The organism is Uruburuella suis (assembly GCF_004341385.1).
Taxonomy (GTDB): Bacteria; Pseudomonadota; Gammaproteobacteria; order Burkholderiales; family Neisseriaceae; genus Neisseria; species Neisseria suis.
The window spans coordinates 1-15925 of record NZ_SLXE01000042.1 but is presented as its reverse complement, the minus strand read 5'-3'; the positions used below and the strand labels follow the sequence as shown (position 1 = coordinate 15925).

Genomic DNA, 15925 nt, shown 5'->3' with positions numbered 1-15925 from the left:
ATGCTGCGGTCAATGTGGTTTTACCATGGTCAACGTGACCGATGGTGCCAACGTTTACGTGCGGTTTGTTCCGCGCGAATTTCTCTTTAGCCATGAGCTAATTCCTTTATATAAAGAACGATTAAAGATCAAAAGTAAGGGGTGGCCGTCTGAAAGCTTTCAGACGGCCTGTTTTACAGCTTAGCCTTTGCGGGCTTCTGTTACTTGTGCGGCCACATGCGCCGGAGCTTCTGAATATTTCTTGAACTCCATTGAGTAAGTGGCACGGCCTTGGGTGGCGGAACGCAAGTCGGTAGAGTAGCCGAACATTTCAGCCAACGGCACTTCGGCGCGGATTTTCTTGCCGCCGATACCGTCATCATCCATGCCCAATACAATACCGCGACGACGGTTCAAGTCGCCCATCACATCGCCCATGTAGTCTTCAGGCGTTTCCACTTCAACAGCCATCATCGGCTCCAGCAATACCGGAGAGGCTTTTTTCATGCCTTCTTTGAAAGCCATGGAAGCGGCCAATTCAAACGCGATTTGCGATGAATCGACATCATGGTAAGAACCGAAAGTCAGGCGAACGCGCACGTCTACCACGGGGTAGCCGGCCACGATACCGTTGGACAGCGTGTCGCGGATACCTTTGTCGCAAGAGGGGATGAATTCACGCGGAATCACACCACCTTTGATTTCATCGACAAATTCGTAACCTGCGCCGCCCGGCTCCATCGGCTCCATTTTGATCACAACGTGACCATATTGGCCTTTACCGCCGGATTGTTTCACGTGCTTGGCTTCAGACTCCACTTCCTTGCGGATGGTTTCACGGTAAGCCACTTGCGGTGCACCCACGTTGGCTTCCACGCCGAATTCGCGTTTCATGCGGTCAACGATGATTTCCAAGTGCAATTCGCCCATACCGGAAATAATGGTTTGGCCGGACTCTTCATCTGTGCGCACGCGGAAAGACGGGTCTTCCTTAGCCAAGCGGTTCAGCGCAATACCCATTTTTTCTTGGTCGGCTTTGGTTTTCGGCTCTACGGCAACGTGGATTACCGGCTCGGGGAATTCCATGCGCTCCAGAATAATCGGGGCATCTTCGGCACACAGGGTTTCACCGGTGGTGACATCTTTCAAGCCAATGGCAGCGGCGATATCGCCGGCGCGCACTTCTTCGATTTCAGTACGGTCATCGGCAGTCATCTGCACCAAACGACCGATACGCTCACGTGTGCCTTTAACCGAGTTGGTTACGCTGTCGCCTGATTTCAGCACGCCTGAGTAAACACGGATAAAGGTCAGCTGGCCTACGTATTTGTCGTTCATCAGTTTGAACGCCAAAGCCGAAAACTTAGCTTCATCGCTGGCTTCGCGGGTTTCGTGCGCACCTTTGGGGGTTTCGCCCGCCACCGGCGGAATGTCGGTCGGAGCCGGCAAAAACTCAACCACAGCATCCAACATACGTTGCACGCCTTTATTTTTAAAGGCCGAACCACACAATACCGGCTGGATTTCACCGGCCAAGGTGCGTTGACGTAAAGCGGCTACGATTTCTTCTTCGGTCAGCTCTTCGCCGCCCAAGTATTTATCCATCAGCTCTTCGGTGGCTTCAGCAGCGGCTTCAATCATGTTGCCGCGCCATTCTTCAGCGATGTCAACCAAATCAGCCGGAATTTCACCATATTCAAAGGTCAGGCCTTGAGTGGCTTCATCCCAAATAATGGCTTGCATTTTCAGCAGATCAACCACGCCTTGGAAGCCTTCTTCGGCACCAATCGGCACCACAACCGGCACCGGGTTGGCACGCAAGCGGGTTTTCATTTGCTCAACCGCGCGGAAAAAGTTGGCACCTTGACGGTCCATCTTATTGATAAAGGCCAAGCGCGGCACTTTATATTTATTGGCCTGACGCCATACGGTTTCAGACTGGGGCTGCACGCCGCCTACGGCACAGTACACCATCACCGCGCCATCCAACACGCGCATAGAACGCTCAACTTCTACGGTGAAGTCAACGTGTCCCGGGGTGTCGATCACATTGAAGTGATGCTCTTTAAACTGGCCGGCCATGCCTTTCCAGAAAGTGGAAACGGCAGCCGAAGTAATGGTGATGCCGCGCTCTTGCTCTTGTTCCATCCAGTCGGTGGTGGCTGCACCGTCATGCACTTCGCCCAGCTTGTGGGTCATGCCGGTGTAGAACAGAATGCGTTCGGTGGTAGTGGTTTTACCTGCATCAATATGGGCAGAAATACCGATATTGCGATACCGGTCAATGGGGGTTTTACGAGCCATTTTGGTCGCCTTTCTAAATCGGGATTAGAAGCGGAAGTGCGAGAATGCTTTGTTGGCTTCGGCCATGCGGTGCACTTCTTCGCGTTTTTTCATCGCGCCGCCACGGCCTTCGGCCGCATCAATCAACTCACCCGCCAAACGCAAATCCATGGATTTTTCACCACGTTTGCGGGCAGCATCGCGCACCCAGCGCATCGCCAAAGCCAAGCGGCGTGAAGGACGAACTTCAACAGGAACTTGGTAGTTGGCACCACCGACACGGCGGCTTTTTACTTCAACAACCGGTTTGGCGTTGGCAATGGCAGTATTGAACACTTCGATGGCAGTTTGGCCGGTTTTCTTTTCAATTTGCGCCAATGCACCGTAAACGATGCGTTCTGCAACCGATTTTTTACCGTCAATCATCAATACATTCATGAATTTGGTCAATTCTACGCTGCCGAATTTCGGATCCGGCAATACGTCGCGCTTGGGGACTTCTCTACGTCTTGGCATTTTAATTTCCTTTTACTATTCAGTTGGGGCATGCCCATGAGCATTTATCGAAACGCTCACTTACTCGGCCGCTTTTTAATTCAGACGGCCTACGTGCCTTAAATTACTTGTGTTGCGTCCTGCATTATTTAGGACGTTTCGCGCCGTATTTAGAACGGGCTTGTTTACGGTCTTTCACACCCGCGGTATCCAAAGAGCCGCGAACGGTGTGGTAACGCACACCCGGCAAGTCTTTTACACGACCGCCGCGAATCAGCACCACGCTGTGCTCTTGCAAGTTGTGGCCTTCACCGCCGATGTATGAAATCACTTCAAAACCGTTGGTCAGACGCACTTTGCACACTTTACGCAATGCAGAGTTCGGTTTTTTAGGGGTGGTGGTGTATACACGGGTGCACACGCCGCGTTTTTGCGGGCAGGCTTCCAGTGCAGGCACTTTGTTTACGTACACGGGCTTTTGACGGCCTTTGCGTACCAATTGGTTAATAGTAGGCATATTTTCTCGTTCCTATTGAGTTAAATACATTACCGGCAAGATGCCAGCAAGAGCGGGATTATAGCCCGATTGCAAATATCAAGTCAACAGGCCGTCTGAAAAGCTGTTTAACGTTCAAGATTTTAGCCGCTTTATGTTGCTTTTGGATGACGCTTTGGCAACAGGCCGCCTGAAAATAAAAACCGCTGTTTGCATGGGCAAACAGCGGTTGTGCTCAAATGGCTGTTATCGGGACCGAATCCGGCCGGCAAGAAGATTATTCTGCTTCTTCCACCTGCTCGGTCAACTCAGCTTCGTGATGCTCCTGCCATTGCTGGCGACGGCTGCGGTGATAGGTCAGGCCGGTGCCGGCGGGAATCAGGCGGCCGACGATTACGTTTTCCTTCAGGCCGCGCAATTCGTCTTGCTTGCCCATAATAGCCGCTTCGGTGAGCACGCGCGTGGTTTCCTGGAACGAAGCTGCCGAAATAAAGCTATCGGTCGACAAAGAGGCTTTGGTGATGCCGAGCAACACGTTTTCGTACCGTGCCGGCTCTTTGCCCTCTTCGCGTGCTTTTTCGTTGGCCAGCATCACATCGCCACGCTCAACCTGCTCGCCGGTAATGAAGCCGGTTTCGCCTGAATCGGCAATGTTTACGCGACGCAGCATTTGGCGGATGATCACTTCGATGTGCTTATCGGAAATTTTCACACCTTGCAGGCGGTAAACTTCCTGCACTTCTTGCACAATATAGCGTGCCAGCGCTTCAATGCCTTGCAGACGCAAGATATCGTGCGGATCTACAGCACCATCGACAATGCTCTCGCCGCGGTTCACTACCTGGCCGTCATGCACCAGAATCTGCTTCTCTTTCGAAATCAGCGTTTCATAAGCCACGCCGTCTACATCGGTGATCACCAGGCGCTGTTTGCCTTTGGTTTCCTTACCGAACGACACGGTGCCGGTCACTTCGGCCAGCATACCGGCATCTTTCGGAATGCGGGCTTCAAACAATTCGGCCACGCGCGGCAGACCACCGGTAATATCGCGGGTTTTCGAAGAGGCTTGCGGAATACGCGCCAACACATCGCCTTTGCCGATTTCCTGGCCTTCGCGCACGGTAATCACCGCGCCTACCGGAAATGCCATCGACACGGCTGTGTTGGTGCCGGGAATGCACACATCAAGGCCGTTTTCATCCAACAATTTCACGGTCGGGCGCAAGAGTTTGCTGGTGCTGGAGGCGCGGCGTTTGCCGTCAATCACCACCAAGGTGGACAAACCGGTTACTTCATCGGTTTGCTTCGCCACGGTTACACCTTCTTCGATGTTTTCGAAGCGCACCGAACCGGCATGCTCGGTAATCATCGGGCGGGTATGCGGATCCCATGTCGCCAAGGTTTGGCCGGCTTTCACCGCTTCGCCGTCTTGCACCAGCAAGATGGCACCGTAAGGCACTTTATGACGTTCGCGCTCGCGGCCGATGTCGTCGTGAATCACCACTTCGCAAGAGCGGCCGATCACCACCAACTCGCCTTTGTTGTTGGCCACATAACGCATTTGGCTGCTGAAGCGTGCCGTGCCGTTGGACTTGGCTTCCACTTGGCTGGCGGCGGCGGCTCGAGAAGCCGCACCACCGATGTGGAAAGTACGCATGGTCAGCTGCGTGCCCGGCTCACCAATGGATTGTGCGGCGATCACGCCGACTGCCTCACCGGAATTCACCAGCTTGCCGCGCGCCAAGTCGCGGCCATAGCAATGGGCGCACAAGCCGTAGCGGGTTTTACAGGTAATCGGGGTGCGCACTTTGACTTCATCCACACCGGAATGGTCAATCAAGTCGACCAATTGCTCGTTCAGCAAAGTGCCGGCTTCCACCAGCGTTTCGCCGCTGGAAGGATCAACCACATCCGAAGCGGTTACACGGCCGAGAATACGGTCGCGCAGCGCTTCAATCACGTCACCGCCCTGCACTACGGCTTTCATCACAAAGCCGTCGGTGGTGCCGCAATCGTTTTCCACCACCACCAAATCTTGGGTCACGTCTACCAAACGGCGGGTCAGGTAACCTGAGTTGGCGGTTTTCAAGGCGGTATCGGCCAAACCTTTACGCGCACCGTGGGTGGCAATAAAGTATTGCAATACGGTTAAGCCTTCGCGGAAGTTGGACGTAATCGGCGTTTCGATAATCGAGCCATCCGGCTTGGCCATCAGGCCGCGCATACCGGAAAGCTGCTTGATCTGCGCTGCCGAGCCACGGGCGCCCGAATCGGCCATCATATAGATAGAGTTGAACGACTCTTGCTCCACTTCGTTGCCATCGCGGTCGAGCACTTTCTGCTTCGACAGATTGTCCATCATCGCTTTGGCGATGCGGTCACCCGCGCGACCCCAAATATCCACCACTTTGTTGTAGCGCTCGCCGTTGGTCACCAAACCTTGGCGGTATTGGTCTTCGATTTCTTTCACCTCGGCATTGGCCTCGGCCAACAATTTGGTTTTTTCCTTCGGCACTTCCATATCGTCGACGCAAATCGAGATGCCGCCTTTAGCTGCAAAGCCGAAACCGGTATACATCAGATGGTCGGCGAAAATCACCGTGTCACGCAGGCCGCACAAGCGGAATGAAGCATTAATCAGGCGCGAAATTTCTTTTTTCTTCAGCGCTTTGTTAATGTATTCAAACGGCAGGCCTTTGGGCAGGATTTCGCTCAGCAGCGCGCGGCCGACGGTGGTTTCGTAGCGATTGATGACCGGCTCGAATTCACCCTGCTCGTTTTTCACCCATTCACGCAAACGCACGGTGATTTTGGTGCCCAGCTCCACTTGTTTGGTGTGGTAGGCGCGGTGCACTTCTTTCACATCGGCAAACAGGCTGCCTTCGCCTTTGCCGTTGATTTTGTCGCGGGTCATGTAATACAGACCCAACACGATATCTTGCGAAGGCACGATAATCGGCTCGCCGTTGGCGGGCGACAATACGTTGTTGGAAGCCAGCATCAAGGTGCGCGCTTCCATTTGCGCTTCCAGGCTCAAAGGCACGTGAACGGCCATTTGGTCGCCGTCAAAGTCGGCATTGAATGCCGCACAAACCAGCGGGTGCAGCTGAATGGCTTTGCCTTCGATCAAAATCGGCTCAAATGCCTGAATGCCCAAACGGTGCAGCGTCGGCGCACGGTTGAGCATAATCGGATGCTCGCGGATTACTTCTTCGAGAATATCCCACACTTCCGGTACTTCTTGCTCCACCAGTTTTTTCGCTGCTTTCACAGTGGTGGCCAAGCCTTGCACTTCCAGTTTGTGGAAAATAAACGGTTTGAACAGTTCCAGTGCCATTTTTTTCGGCAAGCCGCATTGATGCAGACGCAGGTAAGGGCCTACGGTAATCACGGAACGACCCGAATAATCGACACGTTTACCCAACAGGTTTTGACGGAAGCGGCCGCCTTTACCTTTAATCATATCGGCCAACGATTTGAGCGGGCGCTTGTTGGCGCCGGTCATGGCTTTACCGCGACGGCCGTTATCGAGCAGCGAATCCACCGCTTCTTGCAGCATGCGTTTTTCGTTGCGCACGATGATGTCGGGCGCGTGCAATTCCAGCAGGCGTTTCAAGCGGTTGTTGCGGTTGATCACGCGGCGGTACAAATCGTTCAAATCGGAAGTGGCGAAACGGCCGCCGTCCAGCGGCACCAAGGGACGCAAATCCGGCGGCAGCACCGGCAGCACATCCATAATCATCCATTCCAGCTTCATGCCCGAGCGTTGGAACGCTTCCAACACTTTCAGGCGCTTGGCGATTTTTTTGATTTTGGTGTCGGAACCGGTTGACTCCAGCTCTTGGCGCAACACTTCGATTTCACCGGCGATATCCAAGCCGCGCAGCAAATCGCGAATGCCTTCGGCGCCCATTTTGGCATCGAAGTCATCACCGAATTCGTCCAGCTTAGCGTAATAGTCGTCTTCAGTGAGCAATTGGCGGCGTTGCAGCGAGGTCATGCCGGGGTCGGTAACCACAAAAGCTTCGAAATACAGCACGCGCTCGATGTCACGCAAAGTCATATCCAGCACCATACCCAAGCGTGAGGGCAGCGATTTCAAAAACCAAATGTGTGCCACCGGCGCGGCCAGCTCGATGTGGCCCATGCGCTCGCGGCGCACTTTCGACAAAGTCACTTCTACGCCGCATTTTTCACAGGTTACACCCTTGAACTTCAGGCGTTTGTATTTGCCGCACAAGCATTCGTAATCTTTTACCGGACCGAAAATTTTGGCGCAAAACAAGCCGTCGCGCTCCGGTTTGAATGTACGGTAGTTGATGGTTTCCGGTTTTTTCACTTCACCGTAAGACCATGAACGAATGGTTTCAGGAGAGGCAATGCCGATTTTGATGGCATCAAATTCCTCTTCCATGCCGGCGGCCTGCAACGGATTAAATAAGTTTAACAAATTCATTTTTGCTCCTTGTGGAACGGTGGTTTTCAGACGGCCTGTTGATTGCAGGCTTTCAATTAAAGCATTTTTCTTTCAGACGACCTGCTCTTTAATAAGGCCGTCTGAAAACCGGTTCCGATATTTAGTAACGTTCCAGATCGATATCCAAGCCCAGCGAACGAATCTCTTTCACCAGCACGTTGAACGATTCGGGCATGCCGGCGTCGATTTTGTGTTCACCCTTAACGATGTTTTCATACATCTTGGTACGGCCAGTGACATCATCCGACTTCACGGTCAGCATTTCTTGCAGCGTGTAAGCAGCACCGTAAGCTTCCAGCGCCCACACCTCCATCTCACCGAAACGCTGGCCGCCGAATTGGGCTTTACCACCCAAGGGCTGTTGGGTCACCAGCGAGTAGGGCCCGGTTGAGCGGGCGTGCATTTTTTCGTCCACCAAGTGGTGCAGCTTGAGGTAGTGCATCACACCAACGGTTACCGGGCGGTCAAACGCTTCGCCCGAGCGGCCGTCATAAAGGGTAATCTGGGTTTTGGTCGGGTTAAAGCCCAGTTTTTGCACTTCCGGATCTTCACTCGGATAGGCCAAATCCAAATACGCTTTGATTTCACTTTCATGCGCGCCGTCAAACACGGGCGATGCAAAAGTGGCACCTTTGCGCAGATTGTCGGCCAAGGTTAGGATTTCGTCGTCGCTCAATTGGCTCAAATCTTCACGATGCTTATCGGGGCCGCCCAAATCACCGTTATACATGGTGTTGAGGAAGGCGCGGACTTCGCCGACTTTACGCTGCTCATCCAGCATGCGGCCGATACGCTCGCCGATGCCTTTTGCCGCCCAGCCCAGATGCACTTCGAGAATCTGGCCGATGTTCATCCGCGAGGGCACGCCCAAGGGGTTGAGTACGATGTCTACCGGGCGACCGTCTGCCATATAAGGCATGTCTTCCACCGGCAAAATGCGCGATACCACACCTTTGTTACCGTGGCGGCCGGCCATTTTATCGCCGGCTTGTAAGCGGCGTTTGATGGCGATAAACACTTTCACCATTTTTTGCACGCCCGGTTGCAACTCGTCGCCCTGAGTCAGTTTTTTCTTCTTCACTTCATACAAGGCATCCGACTCTTCGCGCTTTTGCTGCAAGCTGACTTTAATCAGCTCCATTTGTTTGGCCAGCGATTCATCGCTCATGCGGATGTCGAACCAATCGTGTTTGCTTGGCAAGCCGGCCAGATATTCCGCCGTAATGGCCGTGCCTTTGGCCAGCTTCATCGGGCCGCCGTTGGCGGCTTGGCCGACAATCATGCGCTCGATACGGCTGAAGGCATCGTTGTCGAAAATGCGCAGCTGATCGCTCAAATCTTGGCGGTAGCGTTTCAGCTCGGAATCGATAATGGCTTGGGCGCGCTTATCGCGCTGGATGCCTTCACGGGTAAACACCTGCACATCAATCACCGTGCCGCTCATGCCGGTGGGCATGCGCAACGAGGTGTCTTTCACATCGGATGCTTTTTCGCCGAAAATTGCACGCAAAAGTTTTTCTTCCGGCGTGAGCTGGGTTTCGCCTTTCGGAGTAACTTTGCCCACCAACACATCGCCGGCTTCCACTTCCGCACCGATATACACAATACCCGATTCATCCAAGCGGTTTTGCATGCGCTCAGAGAGGTTGGGAATATCGCGGGTGATGTCTTCCGCACCCAGCTTGGTGTCGCGCGCCACCACATTTAATTCTTCGATGTGGATGGAAGTGTAGCGGTCGTCCGCCGCCACTTTTTCCGACAGCAAAATCGAGTCTTCGTAGTTGTAACCGTTCCACGGCATAAAGGCGATGGTCATATTTTGACCCAAAGCCAGCTCGCCCAAATCGGTAGAGGCGCCATCGGCCACCACATCGCCGCGCTGCAATACATCGCCGGCTTTGACCACCGGGCGTTGGTTGATATTGGTGGATTGGTTGGAACGGGTGAATTTCACCAGATTGTAAATATCCACGCCCACTTCGCCGGCTGTGGCTTCGTCATCATGCACGCGCACCACAATACGGTTGGCATCCACATATTCCACAATACCGCCGCGACGAGCCACAATGGCGGTGGAAGAGTCAACCGCCACGGCACGCTCGATGCCGGTGCCGACCATCGGTTTTTCCGGGCGCAGGCAGGGCACTGCCTGACGTTGCATGTTGGCACCCATCAAGGCGCGGTTGGCATCGTCATGCTCCAAAAACGGAATCAGCGAAGCGGCCACAGATACCACCTGGCCGGTGGCCACGTCCATATATTGCACGCGGTCGGGCGTGGCCATAATGGTTTCGCCTTTTTCACGACAAGTTACCAAGTCGCCGGTGAGCATGCCGTTTTCATCCAACGCGGCATTGGCCTGGGCAATCACATAGCGGCCTTCTTCAATGGCAGACAAATAATCGATTTCATTGCTCACCTTGCCATCTGTTACACGGCGGTAAGGCGTTTCCAAGAAACCGTATTCATTGGTGCGCGCATACACCGACAAGGAATTGATCAAGCCGATGTTCGGGCCTTCCGGTGTTTCAATCGGGCACACGCGGCCATAATGGGTGGGGTGCACGTCGCGCACCTCAAAACCGGCACGCTCACGCGTCAAACCGCCCGGACCCAAGGCCGATACGCGGCGTTTGTGGGTGATTTCGGAAAGCGGATTGGTTTGATCCATAAATTGGCTCAGCTGGCTGGAGCCGAAAAATTCTTTAATGGCGGCGGAAACCGGTTTGGCATTAATCAAATCATGCGGCATCAGGTTTTCAGATTCTGCTTGATTCAAACGCTCTTTCACCGCGCGCTCGACACGCGCCAAGCCGCTGCGGAACTGGTTTTCAGTGAGTTCGCCCACCGAGCGCACACGGCGGTTGCCCAAATGGTCGATGTCGTCCACTTCGCCGTGGCCGTTGCGCAACTCCACCAAAGTGGCAATCGATGCCACGATATCTTCTACGCTCAGCACAAAGCCACCTTTATCGGCTGCACCGGCAAAGGTTTCATTCAGCAAGCGGCCATACCAAGAAGCCGCTTGCGCTTCGCTTAATTTTTGTTCGTAGGTGCGGGTGTTGAATTTCATACGGCCTACGCGCGACAAATCATAGCTGTCTTCATTGAAGAACAAGCGGTTGAACAGCATTTCCACCGCATCCTCGGTGGGCGGCTCGCCCGGGCGCATCATGCGGTAAATCGCCACGCGGGCAGCTTGCTGATCAGCAGTTTCATCGGTGCGCAAGGTGTTGGAAATATAGCCGCCTTGGTCCAGCTCATTGATATACAGCGTGTGCACTTCTTGCACGCCGTGAATATCGAATTTGGCCAGCAGCTCTTCGGTGATTTCTTCATTGGCCACGGCCAACACTTCGCCGGTGTCCGGCACAATCACATCAGCAGCCAACACTTTGCCCAACAGACTTTCAGCATCAACATCCAAGCGGGTTAAGCCGGCATTGCTGATGTCGCGGATATTTTTAGCCGTGATGCGCTTGCCTTTGCCCACCAAAACATTACCGTCTTTATCCACGATATCCAGTTTGGCAGTTTCGCCTTTCAGACGGCCTGCAATCAAATCGGTTTGCACACCGTCTTTCGACAAATAAAAGGTTTCTTTGTCGTAAAAGGTATTCAAAATCTGCTCATCGTTATAACCCAACGCTTTAAGCAGAATCGTTACCGGCATTTTGCGGCGGCGGTCGATACGGAAATAGAGCAAGTCTTTCGGATCAAACTCAAAATCCAGCCATGAGCCGCGGTAAGGAATGATGCGGGCAGAAAACAGCAATTTGCCCGAAGAATGGGTTTTGCCTTTATCGTGCTCGAAAAACACACCGGGCGAGCGGTGCAATTGCGACACAATCACGCGCTCGGTGCCGTTGATCACAAACGAGCCGCTCGGCGTCATCAACGGGATTTCACCCATATACACTTCGTTTTCACGAATCTCTTTGACCACATTGGGCTTGGATGATTCTTTATCGAAAATTTTCAAACGGATGCGCGCACGCAAAGGGGCGGCATAAGTAATGCCGCGCAGTTGGCACTCAGGAATATCAAACAGCGGTTCGCCCAATACATAATGCACAAACTCCAATTGTGCATAACCGTTGTGGCTGACAATCGGGAAAATAGAATTAAAAGCGGCCTGCAAACCATCTTCGCTGCGCTGATCAAACGGGCGGTCCAATTGCAGAAATTTAGCGTAAGAATCCAGCTGGGTGGCCAGCAAAAACGGCACATCCAGCACATTGGCGCGCTTGGCAAAGCTTTTGCGGATGCGTTTTTTCTCGGTAAACGAATAACTCATGTGAAACTCCATAGCGTGGGAGACTTTAGTATTAAACGATTGCTTACATTTATTTACATCAACAGATTATCATTTTGGTAAATAAAGGTAAAAAACCACGTTTCTCTTTTTTAAAAGCGAAATAAGGCTGGCAGTAAACTGCCAGCCTCTTACGAAAATCAAATTATTTGATTTCGACTTTAGCGCCTGCTTCTTCCAGTTGTTTTTGGATGTCTTCAGCTTCAGCTTTAGAAACACCTTCTTTAACTGCTTTAGGTGCACCGTCAACCATGTCTTTGGCTTCTTTCAAGCCCAAACCGGTAATCGCGCGAACCACTTTGATCACGCCAACTTTTTGGTCGCCGGCAGCAGTCAGAATCACGTCGAATTCGGTTTTCTCTTCAGCGGCAGCAGCGCCACCGGCAGCAGCGCCACCGGAAACAGCCAAAGCAGCGGCAGATACGCCGAATTTTTCTTCAAACGCTTTAACCAAGTCGTTCAGTTCCATAACAGTCAGATTGCTAACCGCTTCCAAAATGTCTTCTTTAGTAATAGCCATGCTATTCAAACTCCTAAATATTGGGATTAATAAGTATCTAAAATGATTAATGCAAAATTATCAAGCTGCTTCGGTTTCTGCTTGCTTGGCCGCCAAAGCAGCCAGCGCACGTGCAAAGCCTGAAACAGGCGCCTGCATAACACCAAGCAGTTTCGCCAGCAATTCTTCTTGACTCGGGATAGATGCCAGCTCGGCCACTTGAGCCTGACTCAGCAAATCGCCGTTGTAAGAACCTGCTTTTAAAACAATTTTGTCATCTTTTTTCGAGAATTGATGCAATACCTTTGCTGCAGCAACCGGATCTTCAGACGCAGCATATACCAGCGGACCTGTCATTTGGTCTGCCAATGCAGCGAACGAAGTGCCTTCTACTGCGCGACGGGCCAATGTGTTTTTCAGAACGCGCAAATATACGCCTTCTTTACGCGCATTGGCACGCAGCTCAGTCATGTTGGCAACACTGATACCGCGATACTCAGCAATCACCATAGTTTGAGCATTGGCAATCGCGCCAACAATCTCTTCTACGGCTGCTTTCTTGGTTTCAATATTGAGACTCAAGGTCTACCTCCCACTGTTTAACAAAAGAAATACCGATAACGGCATTCCACCAGCGCGGCAACCTAAATTGACATTTCACAAGTGACTTGTTTGATTCAGGACTACCGTCTGCGTAGGGTGCAAGCAATTAAATCGTAAAGATCCCTACGGTCTTGGACATCTACTTAAAATTCAAGTAGCCCACAACAGACGGCCTCTCCAAGTGAAGGCCGCCTGAAGAATACGATTAGCTGTTTACGCTGGAAGTATCCACACGCACACCCAAACCCATGGTGCTGGAAACAGCTACTTTTTTCAGGTACTGGCCTTTAGCGGCAGCCGGCTTGGCTTTCACCACCGCATCCAGCAGCGCATCAAAGTTTTCACGCAGATCAGCTTCGGCAAAAGAAGCACGGCCGATGGTGGCATGCACGATACCGGCTTTATCGGTGCGGTATTGCACTTGACCTGCCTTAGCGTTTTTCACGGCTTCAGCCACGTTCGGTGTAACCGTGCCCACTTTCGGGTTCGGCATCAGGCCGCGCGGACCCAAAATAGTGCCTAATTGACCCACAATGCGCATAGCATCCGGAGAAGCAATCACCACATCAAAATTCAGATTACCGGCTTTCACTTCGGCAGCCAAATCTTCAAAGCCCACGATATCCGCGCCAGCTTCTTTAGCGGCATCCGCATTGGCACCCTGGGTAAACACCGCTACGCGGGTGGTTTTACCGGTGCCTTTGGGCAATACAACAGAGCCACGAATCACTTGGTCTGATTTACGCGGATCCACACCCAGATTGAAAGAAACATCAACCGATTCATCGAATTTGGCGGTGGCAGCACCTTTTACCAAAGTGATGGCTTCATCAATTGCATACAATTTATTGGCTTCAACAGAAGCACGCAAGGTTTTCAAGCGTTTAGATACTTTAGCCATTATACGCCCTCCACATCCAGGCCCATTGAACGGGCGCTGCCCGCGATAATGCGCACACACGCATCCAAATCCGCACCGGTCAAATCCGGCTGTTTGGTTTTGGCGATTTCTTCCAGCTGTGCACGGGTAACGGTACCCACTTTATTGGTCAGCGGATTGGCGCTGCCTTTTTGCAGACCGGCCGCTTTTTTCAATAAAATAGATGCAGGCGGGGTTTTCATCACAAAAGTGAATGATTTGTCTGCAAATGCAGTGATCACCACCGGAATCGGCAAACCCGGCTCCATGCCTTGGGTTGCAGCATTAAATGCTTTACAGAATTCCATGATATTCAAACCGCGCTGACCCAAAGCCGGGCCTACGGGAGGAGAAGGATTGGCTTTACCTGCAGGGATCTGCAGCTTAATATAGCCGACGATTTTTTTTGCCACTTGTAGCTCCTAAATAACGGGTATAACGCGAATATTCGCTCCCCAGAAAACAAGCCGATAATTATAAAGCCGCCTTGATTTTTTTTCAAGCAAAACAAACACTCTCTTGCAAAAGTGTTGCTTTAAACCTTTTCGACTTGGCTAAACTCCAACTCAACCGGTGTTTCGCGACCGAAAATCTGCACAGACACGCGCAGCTTGTTGCGCTCGTAATTAACCTCATCCACCACACCGTTAAAGTCGGCAAACGGGCCTTCATTCACACGCACTTGCTGGCCGACTTCAAATTCCACTTTCGGTTTGGGTTTCTCAACACCGGACTTCACTTGTTGCAAAATGGCATCCACTTCACGCTGAGAAATCGGCTGCGGGCGGTTGGCTTTACCACCGATAAACCCGGACACGCGCGGCGTGCTTTTCACCAAATGCCAAGAATCATCTGTCATTTCCATTTCAACCAACACATAACCGGGAAAGAATTTGCGTTCGCTGATGGTTTTGCGGCCGTTTTTAATATCAACCACTTCCTCGACAGGCACCAAAACCTGACCGAAATAATTATCCATACCTTCTCGAGCAATACGCTCTTTCAAGGTTTTCTGAACGTTTTTTTCAAAGCCGGAATAAGCCTGCACAACATACCAACGTTTGGACATTTTTATCCCCTCTTCAACAATACATCATAAAACAACCATGAAATCAGGCTATCTGCCGCATAAATAAACAGCGCCAACACAGCCACGAAAGCCACCACAAACATGGTCATGCGCATAGCATCCTTGCGTGGCGGCCAAACTACTTTCTTAAACTCGGCAACAGAGTCGCGAACATATCGAACCAAACGACGGCCGAAATCGCACCAGTAAAACACAATCAACACAGCCAAAGCCACGCCTACTACCGGCAAAGCCGCACGGACATACACAGGCTGACCGGGTAAAGCATAAAACGCCCAAATGCCGCCAACCACCAACGCAGCAGCAATCAGCAGCTTCACAACATCGGCCGCTTTGGTTTTTTGCGCCTCATGTTGCGCTTCCACCCGGGCCAGCGCCTTGGGCTTCAGGTCTTTTTCATGAGGGGTATGGTTAGTCATTTTATATCTCTCAATACAGTAAAAAACTAACCGGCACCAAGCCGGTTAGTTTTTATTTGGCAGGCCAGGAGGGTCTCGAACCCCCAACCCTCGGTTTTGGAGACCGATACTCTACCAATTGAGCTACTGGCCTCTAAACTTTAAGCGATTACAGAAGAAACCACGCCGGCGCCTACGGTGCGGCCGCCTTCGCGAATCGCGAAACGCAGGCCTTCTTCCATGGCGATCGGGGCAATCAGCTCTACTGTGATGGCCACGTTTTCACCCGGCATTACCATTTCTACGCCCTCTTCCAAGGTTACCGCGCCGGTTACGTCGGTGGTGCGGAAGTAGAATTGCGGACGGTAGTT

General features: G+C 52.2%; 13 protein-coding genes and 1 tRNA gene. All 14 read right to left on the bottom strand.

Going from position 1 to position 15925, the window contains the following annotated elements; all coding sequences use genetic code 11:
* On the bottom strand, positions 1-94 hold a 94-nt coding region (locus tag EV680_RS11040; RefSeq protein WP_132954799.1), incomplete at its 3' end, for a GTP-binding protein.
* Positions 95-180: 86 nt separating this feature from the next.
* Complete coding sequence (gene fusA, locus EV680_RS11035; RefSeq protein ID WP_132954798.1) at positions 181-2283, bottom strand: elongation factor G; 2103 nt, start codon at positions 2281-2283, stop codon at positions 181-183.
* A 24-nt stretch (positions 2284-2307) separates the two neighbouring features.
* Complete coding sequence (gene rpsG / locus EV680_RS11030; RefSeq protein ID WP_132954797.1) at positions 2308-2778, bottom strand: 30S ribosomal protein S7; 471 nt, start codon at positions 2776-2778, stop codon at positions 2308-2310.
* A 124-nt stretch (positions 2779-2902) separates the two neighbouring features.
* Positions 2903-3274 (bottom strand): 30S ribosomal protein S12, encoded by a 372-nt coding sequence (rpsL, locus tag EV680_RS11025; RefSeq protein ID WP_002218431.1) that lies wholly within the window; start codon positions 3272-3274, stop codon positions 2903-2905.
* A 256-nt stretch (positions 3275-3530) separates the two neighbouring features.
* Positions 3531-7709: a DNA-directed RNA polymerase subunit beta' gene (gene rpoC, locus EV680_RS11020; RefSeq protein ID WP_132954796.1), complete on the bottom strand. Its 4179-nt coding sequence runs from the start codon at positions 7707-7709 to the stop codon at positions 3531-3533.
* 121 nt (positions 7710-7830) lie between these two features.
* Positions 7831-12027, bottom strand: a complete 4197-nt coding sequence (gene rpoB / locus EV680_RS11015) for a DNA-directed RNA polymerase subunit beta (protein ID WP_132954795.1) — start codon at positions 12025-12027, stop codon at positions 7831-7833.
* A gap of 163 nt (positions 12028-12190) precedes the next feature.
* Positions 12191-12565, bottom strand: a complete 375-nt coding sequence (rplL, locus tag EV680_RS11010) for a 50S ribosomal protein L7/L12 (RefSeq protein WP_132954794.1) — start codon at positions 12563-12565, stop codon at positions 12191-12193.
* Between the two features lie 60 nt (positions 12566-12625).
* Positions 12626-13126: a 50S ribosomal protein L10 gene (rplJ, locus tag EV680_RS11005; RefSeq protein ID WP_132954793.1), complete on the bottom strand. Its 501-nt coding sequence runs from the start codon at positions 13124-13126 to the stop codon at positions 12626-12628.
* Between the two features lie 226 nt (positions 13127-13352).
* Positions 13353-14048, bottom strand: a complete 696-nt coding sequence (gene rplA / locus EV680_RS11000; protein ID WP_132954792.1) for a 50S ribosomal protein L1 — start codon at positions 14046-14048, stop codon at positions 13353-13355.
* Entirely contained in the window at positions 14048-14479 is a 432-nt protein-coding gene (gene rplK, locus EV680_RS10995; protein ID WP_132954791.1) for a 50S ribosomal protein L11, read from the bottom strand. Before rplK ends, rplA begins: the two co-directional genes overlap by 1 nt.
* A gap of 122 nt (positions 14480-14601) precedes the next feature.
* Complete coding sequence (gene nusG / locus EV680_RS10990; protein ID WP_132954790.1) at positions 14602-15135, bottom strand: transcription termination/antitermination protein NusG; 534 nt, start codon at positions 15133-15135, stop codon at positions 14602-14604.
* A gap of 2 nt (positions 15136-15137) precedes the next feature.
* Complete coding sequence (gene secE / locus EV680_RS10985; RefSeq protein ID WP_132954789.1) at positions 15138-15575, bottom strand: preprotein translocase subunit SecE; 438 nt, start codon at positions 15573-15575, stop codon at positions 15138-15140.
* A 57-nt stretch (positions 15576-15632) separates the two neighbouring features.
* Positions 15633-15708, bottom strand: a tRNA-Trp gene (locus EV680_RS10980).
* A 7-nt stretch (positions 15709-15715) separates the two neighbouring features.
* On the bottom strand, positions 15716-15925 hold a 210-nt coding region (locus EV680_RS10975; protein WP_481557204.1), incomplete at its 5' end, for an EF-Tu C-terminal domain-related protein.

Coding starts and splice junctions, on each gene's coding strand:
- rpsG (WP_132954797.1), bottom strand. CDS start 2,778: ATGCCAAGACGTAGAGAAGTCCCCAAGCGCGACGTATTGCCGGATCCG.
- rplA (WP_132954792.1), bottom strand. CDS start 14,048: ATGGCTAAAGTATCTAAACGCTTGAAAACCTTGCGTGCTTCTGTTGAA.
- rpoC (WP_132954796.1), bottom strand. CDS start 7,709: ATGAATTTGTTAAACTTATTTAATCCGTTGCAGGCCGCCGGCATGGAA.
- nusG (WP_132954790.1), bottom strand. CDS start 15,135: ATGTCCAAACGTTGGTATGTTGTGCAGGCTTATTCCGGCTTTGAAAAA.
- rpsL (WP_002218431.1), bottom strand. CDS start 3,274: ATGCCTACTATTAACCAATTGGTACGCAAAGGCCGTCAAAAGCCCGTG.
- secE (WP_132954789.1), bottom strand. CDS start 15,575: ATGACTAACCATACCCCTCATGAAAAAGACCTGAAGCCCAAGGCGCTG.
- rpoB (WP_132954795.1), bottom strand. CDS start 12,027: ATGAGTTATTCGTTTACCGAGAAAAAACGCATCCGCAAAAGCTTTGCC.
- rplL (WP_132954794.1), bottom strand. CDS start 12,565: ATGGCTATTACTAAAGAAGACATTTTGGAAGCGGTTAGCAATCTGACT.
- fusA (WP_132954798.1), bottom strand. CDS start 2,283: ATGGCTCGTAAAACCCCCATTGACCGGTATCGCAATATCGGTATTTCT.